Source organism: Streptomyces sp. CB01249 (assembly GCF_001905735.1).
GTDB lineage: Bacteria > Actinomycetota > Actinomycetes > Streptomycetales > Streptomycetaceae > Streptomyces.
In genome coordinates this window covers 617,920-636,225 of record NZ_LISW01000001.1, presented here as the reverse complement: position 1 = coordinate 636,225, position 18,306 = coordinate 617,920, and the positions used below count along the sequence as shown (strand labels likewise).

Annotated in this window: 19 protein-coding genes and 1 pseudogene; 10 read left to right on the top strand and 10 right to left on the bottom strand. The window is 69.8% G+C overall.

What is annotated here, in order from left to right; all coding sequences use genetic code 11:
* Positions 1–486 precede the first annotated feature (486 nt).
* Positions 487–900, top strand: coding sequence for a hypothetical protein (locus AMK18_RS34730; RefSeq protein WP_158071796.1), 414 nt, complete (start codon positions 487–489; stop codon positions 898–900).
* 342 nt (positions 901–1,242) lie between these two features.
* Positions 1,243–2,007, top strand: a complete 765-nt coding sequence (locus tag AMK18_RS02675) for a hypothetical protein (RefSeq protein WP_143202252.1) — start codon at positions 1,243–1,245, stop codon at positions 2,005–2,007.
* 132 nt (positions 2,008–2,139) lie between these two features.
* Here the strand turns inward: AMK18_RS02675 and pyrF are convergent, their stop codons facing one another.
* The 3 genes from pyrF to AMK18_RS02660 all read right to left on the bottom strand — a co-directional run bounded on the left by pyrF (position 2,140) and on the right by AMK18_RS02660 (position 3,907).
* Positions 2,140–2,841, bottom strand: a complete 702-nt coding sequence (pyrF, locus tag AMK18_RS02670) for an orotidine-5'-phosphate decarboxylase (protein WP_073861487.1) — start codon at positions 2,839–2,841, stop codon at positions 2,140–2,142.
* A 168-nt stretch (positions 2,842–3,009) separates the two neighbouring features.
* Complete coding sequence (locus AMK18_RS02665) at positions 3,010–3,303, bottom strand: DUF1330 domain-containing protein (protein WP_073861486.1); 294 nt, start codon at positions 3,301–3,303, stop codon at positions 3,010–3,012.
* A gap of 37 nt (positions 3,304–3,340) precedes the next feature.
* On the bottom strand, positions 3,341–3,907 hold the full coding sequence (locus tag AMK18_RS02660) for a carboxymuconolactone decarboxylase family protein (RefSeq protein ID WP_073862284.1): 567 nt from the start codon (positions 3,905–3,907) through the stop codon (positions 3,341–3,343).
* 131 nt (positions 3,908–4,038) lie between these two features.
* Between AMK18_RS02660 and AMK18_RS02655 the strand changes: the two genes are divergently transcribed.
* The 3 genes from AMK18_RS02655 to AMK18_RS02645 all read left to right on the top strand — a co-directional run bounded on the left by AMK18_RS02655 (position 4,039) and on the right by AMK18_RS02645 (position 5,230).
* The gene (locus AMK18_RS02655; protein ID WP_241836432.1) at positions 4,039–4,332 is read left to right on the top strand and encodes a winged helix-turn-helix transcriptional regulator; all 294 of its coding nucleotides are present in this window, start codon (positions 4,039–4,041) and stop codon (positions 4,330–4,332) included.
* Positions 4,333–4,378: 46 nt separating this feature from the next.
* Positions 4,379–4,621 carry a cold-shock protein gene (locus tag AMK18_RS02650; protein WP_026171177.1) on the top strand — a complete coding sequence of 81 codons (243 nt, stop codon included), beginning with the start codon at positions 4,379–4,381 and terminating at the stop codon, positions 4,619–4,621.
* Positions 4,622–4,753: 132 nt separating this feature from the next.
* On the top strand, positions 4,754–5,230 hold the full coding sequence (locus tag AMK18_RS02645; RefSeq protein WP_073861484.1) for an RICIN domain-containing protein: 477 nt from the start codon (positions 4,754–4,756) through the stop codon (positions 5,228–5,230).
* Positions 5,231–5,249: 19 nt separating this feature from the next.
* On the opposite strand, the gene AMK18_RS02640 is transcribed toward AMK18_RS02645, so the two are convergent.
* A complete protein-coding gene (locus AMK18_RS02640; RefSeq protein ID WP_073861483.1) occupies positions 5,250–6,239 on the bottom strand; it encodes a CehA/McbA family metallohydrolase in 990 nt (329 codons plus the stop codon).
* Positions 6,240–6,592: 353 nt separating this feature from the next.
* Positions 6,593–6,925 (bottom strand): annotated as a pseudogene (locus AMK18_RS02635) (helix-turn-helix transcriptional regulator); the annotation flags it as partial.
* A 90-nt stretch (positions 6,926–7,015) separates the two neighbouring features.
* On the opposite strand from AMK18_RS02635, the gene AMK18_RS02630 reads away from it, so the two are divergent.
* Together AMK18_RS02630 and AMK18_RS02625 are read left to right on the top strand one after the other, a co-directional pair.
* A complete protein-coding gene (locus AMK18_RS02630; protein WP_073861482.1) occupies positions 7,016–7,381 on the top strand; it encodes a VOC family protein in 366 nt (121 codons plus the stop codon).
* Positions 7,382–7,693: 312 nt separating this feature from the next.
* Positions 7,694–8,464, top strand: coding sequence for an MBL fold metallo-hydrolase (locus AMK18_RS02625; RefSeq protein WP_073861481.1), 771 nt, complete (start codon positions 7,694–7,696; stop codon positions 8,462–8,464).
* 109 nt (positions 8,465–8,573) lie between these two features.
* On the opposite strand, the gene AMK18_RS02620 is transcribed toward AMK18_RS02625, so the two are convergent.
* Positions 8,574–9,275 carry a hypothetical protein gene (locus tag AMK18_RS02620; protein ID WP_073861480.1) on the bottom strand — a complete coding sequence of 234 codons (702 nt, stop codon included), beginning with the start codon at positions 9,273–9,275 and terminating at the stop codon, positions 8,574–8,576.
* Between the two features lie 250 nt (positions 9,276–9,525).
* Positions 9,526–11,310: a glyoxylate carboligase gene (gene gcl, locus AMK18_RS02615; protein WP_198956933.1), complete on the bottom strand. Its 1,785-nt coding sequence runs from the start codon at positions 11,308–11,310 to the stop codon at positions 9,526–9,528.
* A gap of 261 nt (positions 11,311–11,571) precedes the next feature.
* Here gcl and AMK18_RS02610 point away from each other — a divergent pair, with 261 nt between their 5' ends.
* Complete coding sequence (locus AMK18_RS02610) at positions 11,572–12,270, top strand: hypothetical protein (RefSeq protein ID WP_073861478.1); 699 nt, start codon at positions 11,572–11,574, stop codon at positions 12,268–12,270.
* A gap of 154 nt (positions 12,271–12,424) precedes the next feature.
* Positions 12,425–12,649, top strand: a complete 225-nt coding sequence (locus AMK18_RS02605) for a hypothetical protein (RefSeq protein WP_018523791.1) — start codon at positions 12,425–12,427, stop codon at positions 12,647–12,649.
* A gap of 4 nt (positions 12,650–12,653) precedes the next feature.
* Here the strand turns inward: AMK18_RS02605 and AMK18_RS02600 are convergent, their stop codons facing one another.
* Positions 12,654–14,261 (bottom strand): AMP-binding protein, encoded by a 1,608-nt coding sequence (locus AMK18_RS02600; protein ID WP_073861477.1) that lies wholly within the window; start codon positions 14,259–14,261, stop codon positions 12,654–12,656.
* Positions 14,258–15,934 (bottom strand): AMP-binding protein, encoded by a 1,677-nt coding sequence (locus AMK18_RS02595; protein WP_018100548.1) that lies wholly within the window; start codon positions 15,932–15,934, stop codon positions 14,258–14,260. The genes AMK18_RS02600 and AMK18_RS02595 overlap by 4 nt, the downstream gene beginning before the upstream one ends.
* 137 nt (positions 15,935–16,071) lie before the next feature.
* Here AMK18_RS02595 and AMK18_RS02590 point away from each other — a divergent pair, with 137 nt between their 5' ends.
* Positions 16,072–16,914: a helix-turn-helix transcriptional regulator gene (locus AMK18_RS02590; protein WP_073861476.1), complete on the top strand. Its 843-nt coding sequence runs from the start codon at positions 16,072–16,074 to the stop codon at positions 16,912–16,914.
* 163 nt (positions 16,915–17,077) lie between these two features.
* On the opposite strand, the gene AMK18_RS02585 is transcribed toward AMK18_RS02590, so the two are convergent.
* Complete coding sequence (locus AMK18_RS02585) at positions 17,078–18,223, bottom strand: winged helix DNA-binding domain-containing protein (protein WP_073862283.1); 1,146 nt, start codon at positions 18,221–18,223, stop codon at positions 17,078–17,080.
* Between the last annotated feature and the right edge of the window lie 83 nt (positions 18,224–18,306).

The following is an 18,306-nucleotide window of genomic DNA, read 5'->3' as shown; positions in this document are numbered from 1 at the left end:
CTGAACCAGGGCGCGGAGTACGGATACGGTCCCGTACTCCGCGCCCTTTCACGTGCTGCGGGCGTTCACCTCAGAAGACCGGCGGTTTCACCGTGAAGTTCTCGCCGCCCTATAGGGATTCGTAACGGACCTCTATGACCAGTCGGCGAGTGACGAGGTCCCAGAACCAGCCGTGCCGGTCATCGCTGAACTCGTCCAGCGACAACAAGAAGGCGGACTGTCCGGCCAGCACCACGGCGCCCGGACGCAGCGAATGCGCCTGGGGCCGCTCCGGCAACGGGTAGTCTGCCGATGCGGCGGTCCGGAAGAGCGTGTCCGCGAGGAGCAGCGCATCGTCGGCGTCCAGGCAGTCGAAGCGGATGTGTGGTGGCCGCCGTGCCGGTTCCGGCAGTGCCCGCAGGTGGGCACCGACTCGACGGGCAGCACGTGGCCGGTCGCGGCGATCATCCGCTCCAGTTCCCTGGCGAACCGCTCATGGACATGCCAGTGCCCGAGGTCGAGGGCACGCAGAACCGACTCGTCACCGCCGAGACTGCGGCAGAGCCGTGTGGCCGCGCCCGTATCGAACATGCCGATGTCGATGAGGGCCCGGCTCCCCACGGTCTCGATTTCGAGATGCCGTTCGACGCCGACGTGGGCAAGGGTGCGATGCAACTGCAGTGCCGCCTTCTGCACCTCACCGAGGCAATGCGCGAACAGCCGTCCCAGGGAGTGGACTTCCTGCTCCGAAAGCAGTGTGAGGACCAGCTCGTGGCCGGGGTACGGCAAGGGCTGTTCGCGATGTGCGACCTGGGCGACGACGCCCTCGGCGAGCAAGTGGGGCCGCACGTCTCCGTGCGTCCAGGGGTAAGCGGCAGAGGGGGTCAACCGCAGGCGGCAACCACCCGGCACAGGGCCTAGCCCCCGGAGACGACGTCGAAGCGTCGCGGCCCGCATTCGGCCCCGTGGCAGCAAGCGCGATCTCGGCCCACACCACTTTTCCCGGCGCGTTACGAGCCGGGTAGCACCCCCCAAGCCCGGCTCATCGCCGCCACGATTCGGCAGCCCTCCGAACCCGGTTCTACCAGGCCGGGATGGAAACCACTTGATCATTCAATGAGCGTCTTCCCATGCGGGATCTGCGGAAGGTCCGCCAGGACCCAGCCGTGCCATGCCGCGTTCGGCAGGTGCCCGTACTGCAACCATCAGCGGAACTTCGCGGTCTGGGTATGAGACCGAGGGAGGCGGAAGGTGTTGGCGTGGTTGTTCCTGCTGATGGTGCTGGGCCTTGAGCTATCGTGCGGGCTCTTGGCCTACGCGTTCTGGAAACGTCGACGCCATCCCCCGCTGCACCGGCGCAGGTGGGTTCTGGGAACGACTGCGTGCGTCTTGGGGTACGCCCACACGCTCGCCTATGGCTTCGCGTTGACCCGGCCGACGGACCTTTGCGGGCAGCGCACCCTGGACAACGACTATCCGCTGACGCATGTAAGCGTGAATGCCTTTCCTCCGCGCCTGGCGTGCTACTGGTCGGATTCGGCAGTGCACGGCCCCAGCCACCCCACGGCCGCGGGCACCGTGCTGATGTGGTGCGGGGCCGCCTTGCTGGTGGCAGGTGCGGCAGCCTGGGCGGTGTCCCTGGACTCCCCGATGCCACGCTGGGCGCGAGCAGGCATGGTTCTTGCGCCCGCTACATCTGCCGTCCTCTGGATCCGGCAAGTCGCCCCGCTGATGCGCCTGTCGACCATTGATCTCGACAACGAATGCTTTCGCTGGCAAGTAGCTCACCTGAACTCGGCGCCGTCCGGCGAACTGGCGACAACCAAACGCACTGTCATGCCCCCGGCTGTCGAATGCGTCTTCGCCGATGGCACGGCGAACCTCATCAGTTCCGAAGCCTTCGGGTTCGCGTGCTGCCTGGCCGTGTTCCTGCTCTGCTGTGCCACACCGCTGCTTGGTATGTCGACAGCAGCGGCGGGAGTGCCCCTGGACACGTCCCTTCCGGCAGTTCGCAAAACCCGGCGGTAGAGATGATCAAGGGGACTGCCGGTGGCGAGGGCGTCCAGGAGGGCTTGGAGCTCGAGTCGGGGGTCCTCGTCGGAGCGGCCAGCCACTCGCGCCGGCAGCCGCTTGACCAGTCAGCCCGGCGTTCTCTCGCGCTTACGGCTCCAGGTCGGCGCGGACGAGCCGCAACGCCGCCACCGGGTCTGCGGCACGGGTCACCGCCCGACCCACGACAACATGTGTCGCACCGGCAGACATGGCACAACGCGGCGTGCCGGACCGGGCGTGCTCACCCGAGGACGCGCCGGGGAGGGCGACTCCCGGTGTGACGATCAGGGCTCCGGCTCCCAGCACGCCACGCAGCGGTTCGGCTTCCTGTGGCGATGCGATCACGCCGTGGCAACCCGCGCCTTCCGCCAGCCGGGCCAGACGTAGCACCTGCTCCTCGGTCGAGGTCGCGCCGGCGACACCGATGTCAGCAAGATCGGACCTCGTCATGCTGGTGACGACGGTCAGAGCCAGCACGCGAAGGCCCGGAAAGTCGCGAGCCGCGGCGACAGCGGCGGACATGATGCCGGTGCCGCCCATGCTGTGGACGGTCACCATGGAGACACCCAGAGAACCGGCGACACGGACCGCGCCGGCCACGGAGTTCGGGATCTCGAAGAGCTTCAGGTCCAGGAAGACCTCCTTGCCCTTGGCTACGAGGTGCTCGATCAGGTCCGGCCCGGCCGCGGTGAGCAGCTCCAACCCGACCTTGTAGAAACGACACTCCGCACCCAACCGGTCGACGACTTCCTCAGCCGCTCGGCGGTTGTCGAAATCCAAAGCAACGATGATCCGACTGGTTGGCTCCACGGCGTCATTGTCTCCCACGCGGCTACGGAGACGTCCGCGGGCCGCGTGCCCCCGACCGCCCTCACCGCCATGCCAACCGCCTTCGGAGCGTCGACGTAACCAAGCACGCGCTCCCGTGCATCCCCGACCTGTTCCAAGGAACTTCGGTGAAGCCCCTCTGAACCGCGGTCAGTCAACGCCTTCAACGATCCGGAAGTCGCGCTCGACACCGTCGGCGAGGGCGGCCAGCGCCTCCTGGTAGGCCGGGCTCTCGCGCGCCGCGACGGCCTGCTCGAAGCTGTCGAACTCGACCAGGACGGTGCGTTCGGCGATGCCCGCCTCGTATGCCTCGACCCGAGTGCCACGGGAGAGGACCCGGCCGCCCCCGGCTTTGACGGCCGGAGGGGCCAGCTTGTTGTAGGCGGCCAGCTTCTCGGGGTCCGCAATGGTGCGGTAGACGCTGACCCAGTAGCCCTTGGGCATGGAACCTCCGGTGTGTGCGGTGATGAATGCGTACGGCTTACGCGGTGGGCTCGGGAAAGCGAGCGCCCCAGGACTCCTCCTCCAGGAGAAGCCCGTTGGCCAGAAGGCTGATGGTGCGGTACCAGCCGATCAGCACGAACAGTTCGAGGATCTGGTCGTCCTCGTAGTGCGTGCGCAGAGCGTCCCAGGCCGACTGCGTGAGCTGAGCCATGTCGTTGAGTTCGTCAACCGCGTGGAGCAGCACCGTATGGCGTGGCGACCATGGGGCGCTGGCCAGCGCGTCGGGCTGGGCAGTTGCCCGGAGCAGTTCAGGGGCTAGTCCGGCCTGCGGCGCCAGGGTCGCTGCATGGACACCCCACTCGTAAGCACATCCGGATCGCGCGGTCACACGGGCGATGACGATCTCCCGGTCCATGGCGGGCAGGAGCCCGTGGCCCAGCAGCCCGGCGCCGAGGGTGAACATGCGTGAGGCCAGCTCCGGGTTGCGGTGCAGGACGCGGAACAGCGCGAGCGGCTCGTGCGGCACACCCGGCGGCATCCAGCGGCGGAGAGCCCGGTCTACGTCGACGGTATAGGGCGGGGTGAGCGGTGCGATGCGGGGCATCTCGAACACCTCCTGCTTCGATTTTCGAACCACTATATGCTTCGAGAACCGAAGCGCAAGGAGTGAGCATGGAAGCCGGAACGCCACGTCCGGGTCAGCCGGTACGGGGATCCGCATCGGGTCGCCCGGTGATGGCCGCACTCGACCTGCTCGGACGGCGGTGGACGATGCGGATCCTGTGGGAACTGAGCCAAGCCCCGGCCGGATTCCGCGAGTTGCAGCGCCGGTGCGAGCGCATGTCCTCCAGCGTGCTCAGCACCAGGATCGAGGAGCTGACCGCCGCCCGCCTGCTCGTCCTGGACGGCGACGGCTACCGCCTCACCCGGCTCGGCCGCGATCTCATCGAGGCGCTGAGCCCACTGAACGCCTGGAGCCGACGCTGGGCCAAGGAAATGGAATCCGAAGCGACAGGAGAGCTGGAATGATCACCGCGTGGCCGACTTCTGCGGCCACGAGCGAAGGGAGCGGCACATGAGCCGTCGTACCGCGGCCGTGACCGCGACGGTGCGCGAGTGGAGCGACGAAGAGGGGTGGGGCGTCCTCGACTCACCCGAGACTCCCGGAGGGTGCTTCGGCCACTACTCCGACATCCAGGCGCCGGGCTTCCGCACGCTCTCACCGGGACAAGAGGTCGATCTCGTCTGGGAAGCTCCCGGCTTCAAACAGGACGGCTACGACTACCGCGCGGTGAGCATCACCCCGCGGCGACGGTGATGACGCAGGCGTCAAGGCCGAGGAAAGCCTCGTCAGCCGTAAGCGGGCATTTCTCCCCCTTCAGGCGTGGGAGGGGTGACGTTCGGGAAGCGTGCTGAGGCACCTCCGAAATCCACCGCAAGGAGACACACAGTGCGCCGCCCACCCCGGAAGGCTTTCGCCGCCCTCATCGCCGCAGCCGCCCTCGCCCTCCCCCTCCTCACCCCCACACCCGCCTCCGCCGCCACCACGACCACCAGCCGCTTCGCGAACTACCGTTACGGTGACTGCCTGCGCGAGAACTCCGAAACCGGCCTCAAGGGCGACCGCTGCACCACCGGACGCGGGAGCCTCCTGTGGCAGTGGAACGGCAAGCTCAACACCATCACCACTCTCAAGAACAATTACTGGGGTCGCTGCCTCGACAGCAATGACAAGGGCGATGTCTACCCCCAGCGCTGCAACGGCGGCTCGTACCAGAAGTGGCGCACGGTCCAGCCCGCCGCCCGCAGCGCCGTCATGCTCCAGAGCGTCGGCACGGCCCGCTGCCTCTACCAGCAGGACAACGGCTACTACCGAACCGCCGCCTGCGACCGAAACGCCCAGAACCAGCGCTTCACCATCGGCTGAGACGAAGGCGCGCGACAGGTCAGGTAACGATGATCGGATTGGTGAGTGCGGCAACGTGCCCGTTGGGATGGCGGACCTCGATGCGGACGAACGCCGAGTCTTCCGCTGTCGTGTCCCACTGCACCGCCCCCGCCCCGTCACGGGGGAGAGGCGATCGGTGGACCTCACCTCGATCGGTGTTGAAGCTGACGGTCCCCTCGGGCACACCCCGGACTGCCGCACGGACTGCCACGAGCCCACCATGAGCGGCGAGCCGCTCCCCGACCCCGGCACCGCACCCATCGGCCTCGGCGGTGAACGACACGTCCACACCCGCTGATTCGGCGATCCAGCTGCGGCCGGCACGGAGCCCGGCCAGGACTGCCTCTGTGCTCAGTTCCTCGGCGAAGACCACAGTGTGAGGAATCCCGATCTGTCCCTCCAAGTGGGTGTCGCTGTTACCCATCGCCGGCCGCCACGAGCCCGCCCGAAGGTCCACCGAGAGGCTCCTCCCCCACTCGGCCAGTGTCGTCTCGTTGTCAGCGTTCCAGGGCCGGTCCGACGCCCACAGTCCGTTCCACACCTCCACCACGTCGAAGCCGAGGAAGGGGAACATGAAGTCTCCTGAGGGGTAGGGCGCATGCGGGTGCGCGGCAACGCACAGCCCACCTCCTCGGTGAACCTGGTCCAGGCGCGTGTCCACCAGTCCGTCCCCGACCCGGTGGTTCCCGTCGACGACCTCGCCGGGATCGAGGCCGAGCGCGAGCCAGTGACCGGACTTCGTAGTCACCTCTTCGCCGAGAAGAATCAAGAAGTCCTCGGTCGCCAGGTGCCCCCAGACGCCCGGAGCCGCAGCTGAGTTGTGCTCCGTCGTCGCGATGAAGTCGAGTCCGGCCGCGCGCGCTCGGACGGCCACTTCCTCGGGAGTGAGTTCCCCGTCCGAGTGGACGGAGTGGACATGGCAGTCCCCGCGGTACCAGGCAGCACCGCGCCCGACCGCCCGTGTCGACGGGAAGCTCGCACTCGACAAGGTTCTCCTCCTAGAGCTCTGCCGACCCAACGCGCCGCCGAGGCAACCCGTTCCCCGGCCTGCGGCATCAGAATTCGAGCTGATCGGGGAAGCGGAGTGCGGTCACCGGCGAGGAACGCGTCGGTCACATGCTGCTTCTGGGTGGGATGCATCCGCACACCGGCCCGGACACGGGCACGTAGAGGCTCGTATCAGTTGAGGCATCGAGCAGCCCGAGGCCGATAACGGCGGCGCTGGGCCAGGGCAGGACGCGGATGACGGCATGAACAGTTCCGGGACGACTACGCGGGCGGTGGAGTTCTGTCGGAGGGATCCAGGCACCGCCCTTGTTGGCGGAGGCTGGTCACCTCCAGCGCCTGGGCAGCGGCGAGCTTGGCGAGCGCGCGCCGGGTTTCGATCGATCCGTCGAGCTCCGCCCGTTGCTTCTCGTCCAGCCCGGCGAGCGAAAGATGGTCACGCTCGGCCGGCGTGAGTCGTGCGAGGTCGGGCCCGGACCCGGGCAGCATGGTCACGCCTCCGAGGCGGCCCCGTTGCCCGGTGACCGGCAGACCGGCGTCACGAAGCCAGTTCAGGTCCCGGGTGACGGTTCGAAGGGACACCCCGAGCGCCGAAGCGATTTCCTGCGTGGTCACGGCATTTCTCGATGCCAGGAGCAGCATCAGGGAGAAGAAGCGGTCTGGGGTCACACACCAAGTTTTCCAGGAATTGCGACACGATGCGGCGCATATCCCGGTGAGGCTGGTGGGTGCTTACCACGACCTGCGAGAAGGAGAACCATGACCACATCCGTCGTATCCATCGTCTACGTGAACGACGCTCCCGCCGCGGCACGTTTCTACAGCGACCTCCTCGGCATGAGTCCCTCGTTCGAGACTCCGGGATACATCACCTTCGACCTCGGGCCAGGCGCTGACCTCGGCTTGTGGTCCGGCCAGTTCGAGGATCTGTCACCGGACGTCCCGCGCACCGGTGAGGTGTGCGTGGCCACCGACAGTGGTCCCGGAGAGGTCGACGCGATCTTCCGGCAGTGGCAGTCCAAGGGCGTCACGATCCTGCGCAAGCCTCACGATGCCGGGTTCGGGCTGACCTTCCTCGCGGCAGACCCCGACGGGAACCGTATCCGCGTCGCACTGCGGGGCTGACAAGTCACGGGGCGGCAGGCGCGCACTCGGTCCCTGCGGTGGCGCAGGCGGAAGAGCCCCTACGGGGATCCGTGGGGGCTCTTCAGGGAGGGGGCAGCTGCCGGGTGAGGACACCGACCTGAAGCGCCGCGCCCTCGTAGGCGGCATCGCGGCAGCGGCTGCCGCTGCCGCAGCCCCAGGAGGAGCAGGCCGCAGACCTCGCCGTCGAGGCACTCAACCTCCGGAGCCGCATTCCGCTCGTCGGCCATGCGGGCGGCCATCGACGGCCGGAATCGCGCAAACCTGTGAACCGAGCGTTTGTAGACTCCCCGGATGACCAGCCATCTGCTCCGTCTCACCGTCCTGGGGTCTGCGACGCCCTACGCGAGCGTGGACAACCCGTGCTCCGGCTACCTGGTGTCGAGCGGAGGCACTCGCGTGTGGGTCGATGCGGGCAGCGGGACGCTGGCGCAGTTGCAGCGGCATGTCAGGCTCGATGAGGTGGATGCGATCTGGATCTCGCATCTGCATGCCGATCACAGCGCGGACCTGCTCACCGCGTATTACGCGGCGCTCTTTGCGGATATTCGGCTTGCCGCACCCATCCCCCTGTACGGGCCGCCGGGCATCGCCGACCGGCTGGCCCACTTCCTCACCAACACCTCGACGCGCAGCCCGGTCGAGTCCGCCTTCGCCGTCCATGAGTTGCATGATGGGCACCAGGCGCGCGTCGGCTCACTCACCCTGACCAGCCGGGCAGTGGCACACGGCATCCCGGCCTTCGCCGTACGCATCGAGACCAAGGGCCGATCGCTCGTCTACTCCGGGGACACAGCACCGTGCGTGAACCTCACGCGGCTGGCGGAGGGATGTGACGTGCTGCTGTGCGAGGCCGAGAGCGCCCAGGCGCCGACCGAGGGCGAACAGGTGCACCACACACCCGAAGACGCCGGTGCCACGGCCGGCGCGGCCCAGGCAGGCCGGTTGATCGTCACGCACGTCGGCCGGTTCCTCACGCCGCAACAGGCGGTGGCACGCGCCTCGGCCCGGTTCGACGGTCCTGTCACTTATGCCGCACCTGGTGCGGTCTTCTCGATCGATTAGGCGACAACTGCCTCGGGTTGCTCGACGATGACCGAGCCGCTTCTCTCCTGTGTTCACGACCGCCGAGGGTGTCACCCTGTGCGGCACGCGACAGGCATACGGCGTGCGGTCAACCCGGCGCATGCAGGTACGACGAGTACTGCTCCAGCTCGTCCAACTGCGCGACGTAGCTCGGTCCGATCCGCGTGCGTCCGTGACCGAGCACCCACGGCAGAAGCTCCGGGGTTGCGTCGTACTCATCGAGGAAGCCGAGCTTCAGCTCGGACAGCTGGTCCTCGAAGCACCAGAGATCGACAAGCTCTTCCAGATGCCTGTCCGCGCTCGGGGTGCGGGCGTGCTCCCACACCTCCAGCCACGGGCTCAGTGCGCCGGTGACGACCGTGACAATGTTCAGGACGTCGTACGCCGCCGTCGGGGCCGGGTACTGGTCGAGCGTCGCCGCCCACCAGGACGCCCACAGCTCCCGCAGCGCGGCCGTCTCGGCCGGCGGCCACCCCGTCCAGTTCGCCTCGACGAACCGCGTCCCGATCAGCCCCGCGTCGAGGTGCGTCTCACCCTTCACCAGTAGGCGCGCGATCCGAGGCACCATCCGGCGCAGCAATTCCTGGGGCTTGTCCCAGTGCGATGGCACCTCGCTCAGCGGCGTCGTCACGAGATCGTCGGGCACCGCCTCCGGTGGCCCGGCCAGCGCGGCGATGTCGGCCTCGCCATAGCAGTACAGACACCCGTCGAGGACGAAGTCCTGCTCCGGTACGAATGCTTTGTCCAGCTCATCCAACGCCCGCTGCAACCGCTGCTGCGGATCAGCCATGACAGTCTCCTGGTGGTACTCCGCCGCCCAGCGGCGAAGAGCGCGACGTTACGCCATGGCCCTCGTCGAAGATAGCCAATTTCTGCTGCTCATCGGCCGGGGTCGCTGGTGCCTTCGCCCTCGCCTTCACCTCCAGGGAGAGCGAACGCTGAAGCGGTTGCGGCGGGTTCGCGTGGTGTCGGGCACAGACCGAGGAGCACCTGCGGAGTTCCGCAGGTGCTCCTCGCGTCCGGTCACGGGCTCTACGCCGTCACGCCCCCGCGTACGGCCGGATCGCCGTAGGCGCGTGGGACGGGTCCGTCGCCACGTCCTCGAACTCGTTGACCGACGCGATGTCCGACCCGCTCATCGCGATGTTCGTGACGCGTTCCAGGATCGCTTCGACCACCACCGGGACGCGGTGTTCCGCGGCCAGCTTCTTGGCTTCCTCGAAGGCCGGGAGGAGGGCGTCCGGTTCGGTGACGCGGATGGCCTTGCAGCCCAGGCCCTCGACGACCTTGACGTGGTCGACGCCGTAGACGCCCAGCTCCGGGGAGTTGAGGTTCTCGAACTCCAGGTTGACCTGGAAGTCGATGTCGAAGTTGCGCTGGGCCTGGCGGATCAGGCCGAGGTACGAGTTGTTGACCAGGACGTGCACGTACGGGATGCGGTGCTGGGCACCGACCGCGAGTTCCTCCAGCATGAACTGGAAGTCGTAGTCGCCGGAGAGCGCGACCACCGAGCCCTCGGGGTCGGCCGTGGCGACGCCGAGCGCGGCCGGGATCGTCCAGCCCAGCGGGCCCGCCTGGCCGCAGTTGATCCAGTGGCGCGGGCGGTAGACGTGGAGCATCTGGGCGCCCGCGATCTGGGAGAGGCCGATCGTCGTGACGTACCGGGTCTCCGGGCCGAACGCGCGGTTCATCTCCTCGTACACCCGCTGAGGCTTCAGCGGGACGTTGTCGAAGTGCGTACGGCGCTGCAGGGTCGCACGGCGCTCCTGGGTGGACGCCGCCCACGCCGAGCGGTCCGCGAGCTTCCCCGCCGCCTTCCGTTCGCGGGCGACCTCCACGAACAGTTCCAGCGCCGCCTTCGCGTCGGACACGATGCCGAGGTCCGGGGCGAAGATCTTGCCGATCTGGGTGGGCGCGATGTCCACGTGGACGAAGGTGCGGCCCGCCGTGTAGACGTCCAGCTTGCCGGTGTGGCGGTTGGCCCAGCGGTTGCCGATGCCGAGGACGAAGTCGGACTCCAGGAAGTTCGCGTTGCCGTAGCGGTGCGAGGTCTGGAGGCCGACCATGCCGGCGTTCAGCTCGTGGTCGTCGGGCAGGATGCCCCAGCCCATCAGGGTCGGGACGACCGGGACGCCGGTCAACTCGGCGAATTCCACCAGGAGTTCGGAGGCGTCGGCGTTGATGATGCCGCCGCCCGCGACGAGCAGCGGGCGCTCCGAGGCGTCGAGCATGTCCAGGGCGCGCTCGATCTGCTTGCGGGTCGCGGCGGGCTTGTGCACCGGCAGCGGCTCGTACAGGTCGGGGTCGAACTCGATCTCGGTGAGCTGCACGTCGATCGGCAGGTCGATGAGGACCGGGCCGGGACGGCCCGTGCGCATCAGGTGGAACGCCTGCTGGAAGACGCCGGGGACCTGCGCGGCCTCCAGGACGGTCGTCGCGGCCTTGGTGACCGGGGCGGCGATCGAGGCGATGTCGACGGCCTGGAAGTCCTCCTTGTGCAGGACGGCGGTCGGCGCCTGGCCGGTGATGCACAGGATCGGGATCGAGTCCGCGATCGCGGAGTACAGGCCGGTGATCATGTCGGTGCCGGCGGGCCCCGACGTACCGATGCAGACGCCGATGTTGCCCGGGCGGGCCCGGGTGTAGCCCTCCGCCATGTGGGAGGCGCCCTCGACGTGGCGGGCGAGCGTGTGGTGGACGCCGCCGGCCGCCTTGAGGGCCGCGTAGAAGGGGTTGATCGCGGCGCCGGGCACACCGAACGCGTTGCTGACGCCTTCGCGCTTGAGGATCTCGACTGCCGCGCGGGCAGCGGTCATACGAGGCATTGAGTGCTCCTGCTCGTCCCTGGGTGGAGTCGGGGATGGAGTCGGGCTCTGTCGCGCCACCTGAGAGCACCAAATCACCGATTCCGCATTGCGGAAAACTTCTTCTGTTATGTGGAAGCAAATCTAAGCCGCGTCCGGACCTCCGTCAAGGGAGCGGGGAGCGGCACGGAGAAGGGCGCCGAGTGACGCGAATCCGCACCCGGCGGCGGGCTCTTGGGGGAGCATGGACGGATTACGGAAGTGGTACGGAGGGAGCACGGGGTGGAGTCAGTGCCGGTACGGTGCCCGGCCTGTCGCCGCGACCACGCGTACGTGACCCCCATCTACCCGTGCCCGTGCGGGGAGCCGACGGCCCCGCCGCTGCTGCGCGGCGCCCCCGTCGTCCCGATCACCCATCGCACCTGGAACGACGACTGGGTGACCGTACGGTGCCGGGGCTGCGGGCGGCACGACCAGTGGCCGCAGCCCGAGCTGTGCTGCCCGTGCGGCGCGGTGCTGCGGGTGCCGGTGCGGCCGGTGGCGTCCGCCGGGGCGGTCCGGCCCGCGCACATACCGCTGCCGCGCACGGCGGCGGCGCCCCGTCCGGCGTTCCGGCCGCTGACCATCCGTACCGCGCGGGACGCGGTCGCGGCGGCGGCGCTCTATCTGACCTGGCTGGGCTTCGAGGACGTGACGCACCCGGTGAACAGGCCGGCGTCCCGGATCGACCTGCGGGCGTCCGGGCTGATCGCCGAGGTCGACTCCACGACCCGGCCGACCGCGCTCCGCGATGTCGAGTGCCTGTGGCTCAACGCGCTCAACGGCTCGGTGCGCGGGGTGCTGTTCTCGCTCGCGGGCTATACGCCGGAGGCCCGGAAGCGGGCGGACACCTTGCGCATGCCGCTGTTCGTCCTGGACCTCACCGGCACGCCGCAGCCGGTGAACGGGGCGGCCGACGAGCTCGTCAGCACCGGGGCCTGACCGCGCGCAACCCATCAGAATCGGACACCCGGGCCCGGTGACGTGTCGTGCCTCACAGAAACCGCCCGGCCACCCTGCGTGTGATCCGTCACGTTCTGGCCAACGGCCCCCGATGTGCGGTTCGTTGTCAGTGGCGGGCCCTACAGTGGAGCGCATGGTCTTAACTCCACGGACTTCACCACCCTCGGACACGCCCGCGCACGCCCCCGCGCTCCCCAGGCGCTCCGCCCTGGAGGCCAACGAGGCGATCCGCGCGCTCGTGGACGCCCGCGCGGGCCAGGACTGGTCCCCCGTGGAGTCCGCCGCATACGAGGTGCTTCTCCTCCAGTGGGCGGCGGCGACGCGCGGCGACGCGGGGGACGTGATCGAGGCGGCCTGAGCCGTTAGCGACTGTAGGTCTCCCGCAGTTCGATCTTGCGGACCTTGCCGCTGACCGTCATCGGGAAGGTCTCCAGGATCCGGAGCAGGCGCGGGATCTTGTAGTGCGCCAACTGCCCCTCGCAGAACGCCCGTACGTCGTCCAGGGCGGGCGGGTCGGCCGGGTCGGCGGGGATGACGCAGGCCAGCACCTCTTCCCCGTAACGCTCGTCGGGCACGCCGACCACCTGCACATCGGCGATCTTCGGGTGGCGGTACAGGAACTCCTCGATCTCGCGCGGGTAGATGTTCTCGCCGCCCCGGATGATCACGTCCTTGATGCGGCCGACGATCTGTACGTAGCCGTCCTCGCGCATCACCGCGAGGTCGCCGGTGTGCATCCAGCGCCCCGCGTCGATGGCCTCGGCAGTGCGCTCGGGCTGGTCCCAGTAGCCGAGCATCACGCTGTAGCCCCGGGTGCACAGCTCGCCCGACTGCCCGCGTTCCAGGGTCACGCCCGTCGCCGGGTCGATGACCTTGACCTCGATGTGCGGCATGACGCGGCCGACGGTGCCGGTGCGGCGCTCCAGGTCGTCGTCGCGGCGGGTCTGGGTGGAGACCGGGGAGGTCTCCGTCATCCCGTAGCAGATGGACACCTCGTCCATGTGCATCTCGGCCACCACCCGCTTCATCACCTCGACCGGGCACGGCGACCCGGCCATGATGCCGGTGCGCAGCGAGGACAGGTCGTACGAGGCGAAGTCCGGCAGATTGAGCTCGGCGATGAACATCGTGGGCACCCCGTACAGCGAGGTGCATCGTTCCTGCTGCACGGCGCTCAGCACGGCGGCCGGTTCGAACGAGCCGCCGGGGATCACGATGCAGGCACCGTGCGAGGTGATGCCGAGGTTGCCCATCACCATGCCGAAGCAGTGGTAGAAGGGGACGGGGAGGCAGACCCGGTCCTGCTCGGTGTAGGCGACCAACTCCCCCACGAAGTAGCCGTTGTTGAGGATGTTGTGGTGCGAGAGCGTCGCACCCTTCGGGAAGCCGGTGGTGCCCGAGGTGTACTGGATGTTGATCGGGTCGTCGCAGGACAGCTCCGCCTCGCGGGCGGCGAGCTGAGCGGCCGTCACCCGAGGTGCCTCGGACAGGAGTTCGTCCCAGGATCCGTCGCCGATGTAGTGCACCGCGCGCAGGTCCGGGCAGTCGGCGCGGACCTCCTCGACCAGGGCGCGGTAGTCGCTGGTGCGGTGGGCGAGGGAGGCTGCCAGCAGGGAGATCCCGGCCTGCTTCAGCACGTACTCCAACTCGTGCGCCCGGTAGGCGGGGTTGATGTTCACCATGATCGCGCCGATGCGGGCGGTGGCGTACTGGACGAGCACCCACTCCGGGCAGTTGACCGCCCAGATGCCGACCCGGTCCCCCTTGGCCACGCCCGACGCCATCAGCGCCCGCGCCAGCTCCTCGACGGCCGCGCCGAACTCGGCGTACGTCCAGCGCCGCCCGGACGGCACGTCGACCAGCGCCTCGCGGTCGGGCCAGGCGGCGACGGCCCGGTCCAGGTTGCGTCCGATGGTGTCGCCGAGCAGGGCGGTGGTGCCCGTGCCGTGTGCGTACGAGAGCTCGGTCATGCCAGGTCCCCCTCGGCGTACTCGGTGCCGCCGCCCTGGGCGGTGCGCTCGCGCAGTTCGATCCGGCGGATCTTGCCGGAGACGGTCTTGGGCAGCTCCGCGAACTCCAGCCGCCGCACCCGCTTGTACGGGGCGAGCACGGACCGGGAGTGAGCGAAGAGCACCTTGGCGGTGTCGGGTCCGGGCTCCCAGCCCTCGGCGAGCACCACGTACGCCTTCGGGACGGAGAGGCGGACCTCGTCGGCGGCCGGGACGACCGCGGCCTCGACCACCGCCTCGTGCTCCAGCAGGGCGCTCTCCAGCTCGAACGGGGAGATCTTGTAGTCGGAGGACTTGAAGACGTCGTCGGCGCGCCCCACGTAGGTGATGTAGCCGTCCTCGTCGCGGGAGCCGATGTCACCGGTGCGGTAGTAGCCGCCGGCCATCGCCTCGGCCGTGCGGTCCGGGTCGCCGTGGTAGCCGGTCATCAGGCCCACCGGGTGCGCCGACAGGTCGAGCGAGATCTCGCCCTCGGCCGCGCCGGGCTCCCCGCTCACCGGGTCGAGCAGGACCACCCGGAAGCCGGGGCTGGGCCGTCCCATCGAGCCGGGCTTGAGGACCTGGCCGGGGGTGTTGGCGACCTGGACCGCGGTCTCCGTCTGGCCGAAGCCGTCGCGGATGGTGACGCCCCAGGCGCGCCGGACCGCCTCGATGACCTCGGGGTTCAGCGGCTCGCCGGCCGCGACGACCTCGCGCGGCGGGGTCTTGAGCTGGGTCAGGTCCGCCTGGATGAGCATGCGCCACACGGTGGGCGGGGCGCAGAAGCTCGTGATGCCGGAGCGGTCCATCTCGGCCATCAGGCGGCCGGCGTCGAAGCGGGTGTAGTTGAAGATGAAGACGGTCGCCTCGGCGCTCCACGGCGCGAAGAGGTTGGACCAGGCGTGCTTGGCCCAGCCGGGCGAGGAGATGTTGAGGTGCACGTCGCCGGGCTTGAGCCCGATCCAGTACATCGTCGCCAAGTGGCCCACGGGGTACGAGACATGGGTGTGCTCGACCAGCTTGGGGCTGGCGGTCGTGCCGGAGGTGAAGTAGAGCATCAGCGGTTCGTCCGCGTCGGTCTCGCGGTCCGGCGTGAACGGGCGGGGCGCCTCGGCGGCCTCCGCGTAGTCGAGCCAGCCCTCGGCCGGGGCGCCGACGCAGATCCGGGTGTAGGAGCCGGGCACCTCGGCGAACTTCGCGGTGTCGGTGTCGCGGACCAGGACGTGCCGGACCCGGCCGCGCTCGACCCGGTCGCGCAGGTCGGCGGGGCCGAGCAGCGGGGTCGCCGGGATGACGACGGCGCGCAGCTTCATCGCGGCGAGCGCGGTCTCCCACAGCTCGACCTGGTTGCCGAGCATGACGAGGACGCGGTGGCCCTCGCGCACCCCCTGGGCGCGCAGCCAGTTCGCGGCGCGGTCGGAGCGGGCGGACATCTCGGCGAACGACACCTCGGTGCGGGTGCCGTCCTCCTCCACGATGTGCAGGGCGGTGCGGTCGTTGTCCCGGGCGATGACGTCGAACCAGTCGAGCGCCCAGTTGAAGTGGTCGTCGCGGGGCCAGCGGAAGCCTTCGTAGGCGGCGGCGTAGTCCTCGCGGTGCCGGAGCAGGAAGTCCCGGGCCGCCCGGAACGTCTCCGTCGCACTCGTTTCCGGCATGTGCCCTCCTCTTTACCGACCCGGCCGGTTCATTGGCTCCTCACATCATGTAAACAGTGAGCCAGGTCTCACCACCCCCGGACGGGGGTGTCGCGGGGCCGCCATTCCATCGGGGGGCCGGGCAGAGAGGCGGCAGGGTGCCGGAATCGGTCGACGCGGTCGAAATGCAAGCGGCGCTGCTTCGGCTGCGCCGGACGAGCGGGCTGCCGGTCGCCTTCGGCGGGCTGCTCGCGGACAGCCGGCACGCCAGGATCGCGGAGGTGAACGGGGCGCGCACGGCGGCGCTGCGCGGGCTCGTGATCTCGTCGGGCAGCGGCCTGGGCGGCAAGTCCATGGCCCTGTCGAGGCCGTGCGCGGTGACCGACTACCGCTCCTCGCGCCACATCAGCCACGAGTACGACACGGCCGTCGCGGCGGAGGGCCTGTGCTCGGTGGTCGCCGTCCCCGTCGTGGTGCGGCGCGAGGTGCGGGGGGTGCTGTACGGGGCGCTGCGCGAGCCGCTCACGCTCGGGGACCGCACGTTCGACGCGGCGGTGGCCGCGGCCCGGGATGTGGAGCAGGCGCTGGTGGTGCGGGACGAGGTGCGGCAGCTGCTGGCCGTGAGCCGACCGGAGCCGGATGCGGCGGCGGGGGCCGCGGGGGCCTGGGAGGACGTCCGGGAGGCGCACCGCGAGCTGCGCGCCCTGATGCCGAAGGTGCTCGACCCGGCGCTCCGGGACGAGCTGCTCGCGGTGTGCGGGCGGCTGGCCTCGGCGACGGGCACCCGGGAGCCCGGGGAACGCGAGGTCCGGCTCGCGCCTCGGGAGATCGATGTGCTGGCGTGCGTGGCCGCGGGCGCGACGAACGCGGTGGCGGCGGACCGGCTGGGGCTGCGCCCGGAGACGGTGAAGGGCTATCTGAGGTCCGCGATGCGGCGGCTGGGGGCGCACACCCGGCTGGAGGCGGTGGTGGCGGCGCGGCGGGCGGGGCTGCTGCCGTAGGTGGGCGCGTCCCGCGCCGTCGGGCGTCCCCCGCACCGTCTGGCGTCCCGCACGCCGTCGGGCGTCCCCCACGCCGTAGGGCGTCCCCCGCACCGTCGGGCGTCCCCCACGCCGAAGGCCGTCCCCCCGCCCCGTAAACCCTCCCCCCACATCCGCGCCCCCGTCAGCGCCCCAGGTCCACGAACGCCCCGAAGCGGACGTCGTGCTCCGTCGCCGAGGTCATCGCCGCCATCAGGTCCTTCGCCTCCCCCTCTACGGCCTCGCACTCCGCGGACGTCAGCGGGCGCACCTCCTGGACGGTGACCACGGCGGGGGCGTCGCGCGCGGTGTCCAGCCGCCAGACCGCCGCGAAGAACCCGTCCACCAGCACGCTGCCGTAGGTCTGGTTGCCCACCCCGTTGAGGCCCTTGAGGGCCGCCGGGATGACCCGGGTGCGGTCGGCGTGGCCGAGGAGGACGTTGTCGAACTCGGGCAGGAAGCGGGGCGGGGCGGGGGTGTCCTCGGCGGGGCGCGGGGCGTCGGGCAGGTCGAAGAGTTCGGTGCCGTGCTCGTCGCGGAAGGTGACGAGGCGGGGTCGCAGCCGCTCGAAGACCTCCGTCAGGCGGGTCAGGCCCGCCCAGCTCTGCATGTCCCTCACCGACGCGGGTCCGAACGCGCCGAGGTAGCGCAGCACGGCGCGCTCGATGTCGGGCGCCGCCTCACCCGCGTGACCGAGCCAGCGCTCGACGGTGGTGAGCGCGACGCCGCCGCTGACGCCCCAGAGGCCGCGCGGGGTCACCTGGACCAGGGGCAGCAGGCAGCGGGCGGCGATGCCGAGGGCCTGCGGGTCCGCGTCGGGCCACTCGGTGAGCAGCCGCTCGCGGATCTCCTTCGGGCTGCGCGGCGCCTCCTCCACGTACGCCCGGCTCAGCTCGCGCAGCCGGTCCAGGTCCACGCCAGGGAGCCGCTTGCGGAACATGTTCAGCTCGCGGTCGACGGCAGGCTGCATCAGGGGGCGCAGGGTCAGGGCGTCCTCGGCGGTGTGGGTGTGGATGGTCGAGCGCAGGGAGACGATGCGGACGACCTCGCGCGCCTCCATCAGCAGCGACAGATCGGCGGGCCGGAAGCCCCGGAGCCGGGCCAGGAGCTGGTAGTACGGCGGCTTGGTGTTCTGCGCCTGGAGGCCGACGAGGTGGGTGACGGCGTCCTTCGCGCTCATCGCGGTCCGGCGCAGCAGGAGCTGGCGGTCCAGGGTCGCCCGGCCGAGGGCCCTGGGCGTGAGCACGGGGACGGGGGCGACTCCGGCGGGGGTCCTCTTCTTCGCGGCCATGACGGCACGGTACGCGGCCATGAGGACGGATTCCGTCCTACTGGACGATGCGCGGGGGCGCCACGCCCTCCCCCGGCGAAGCC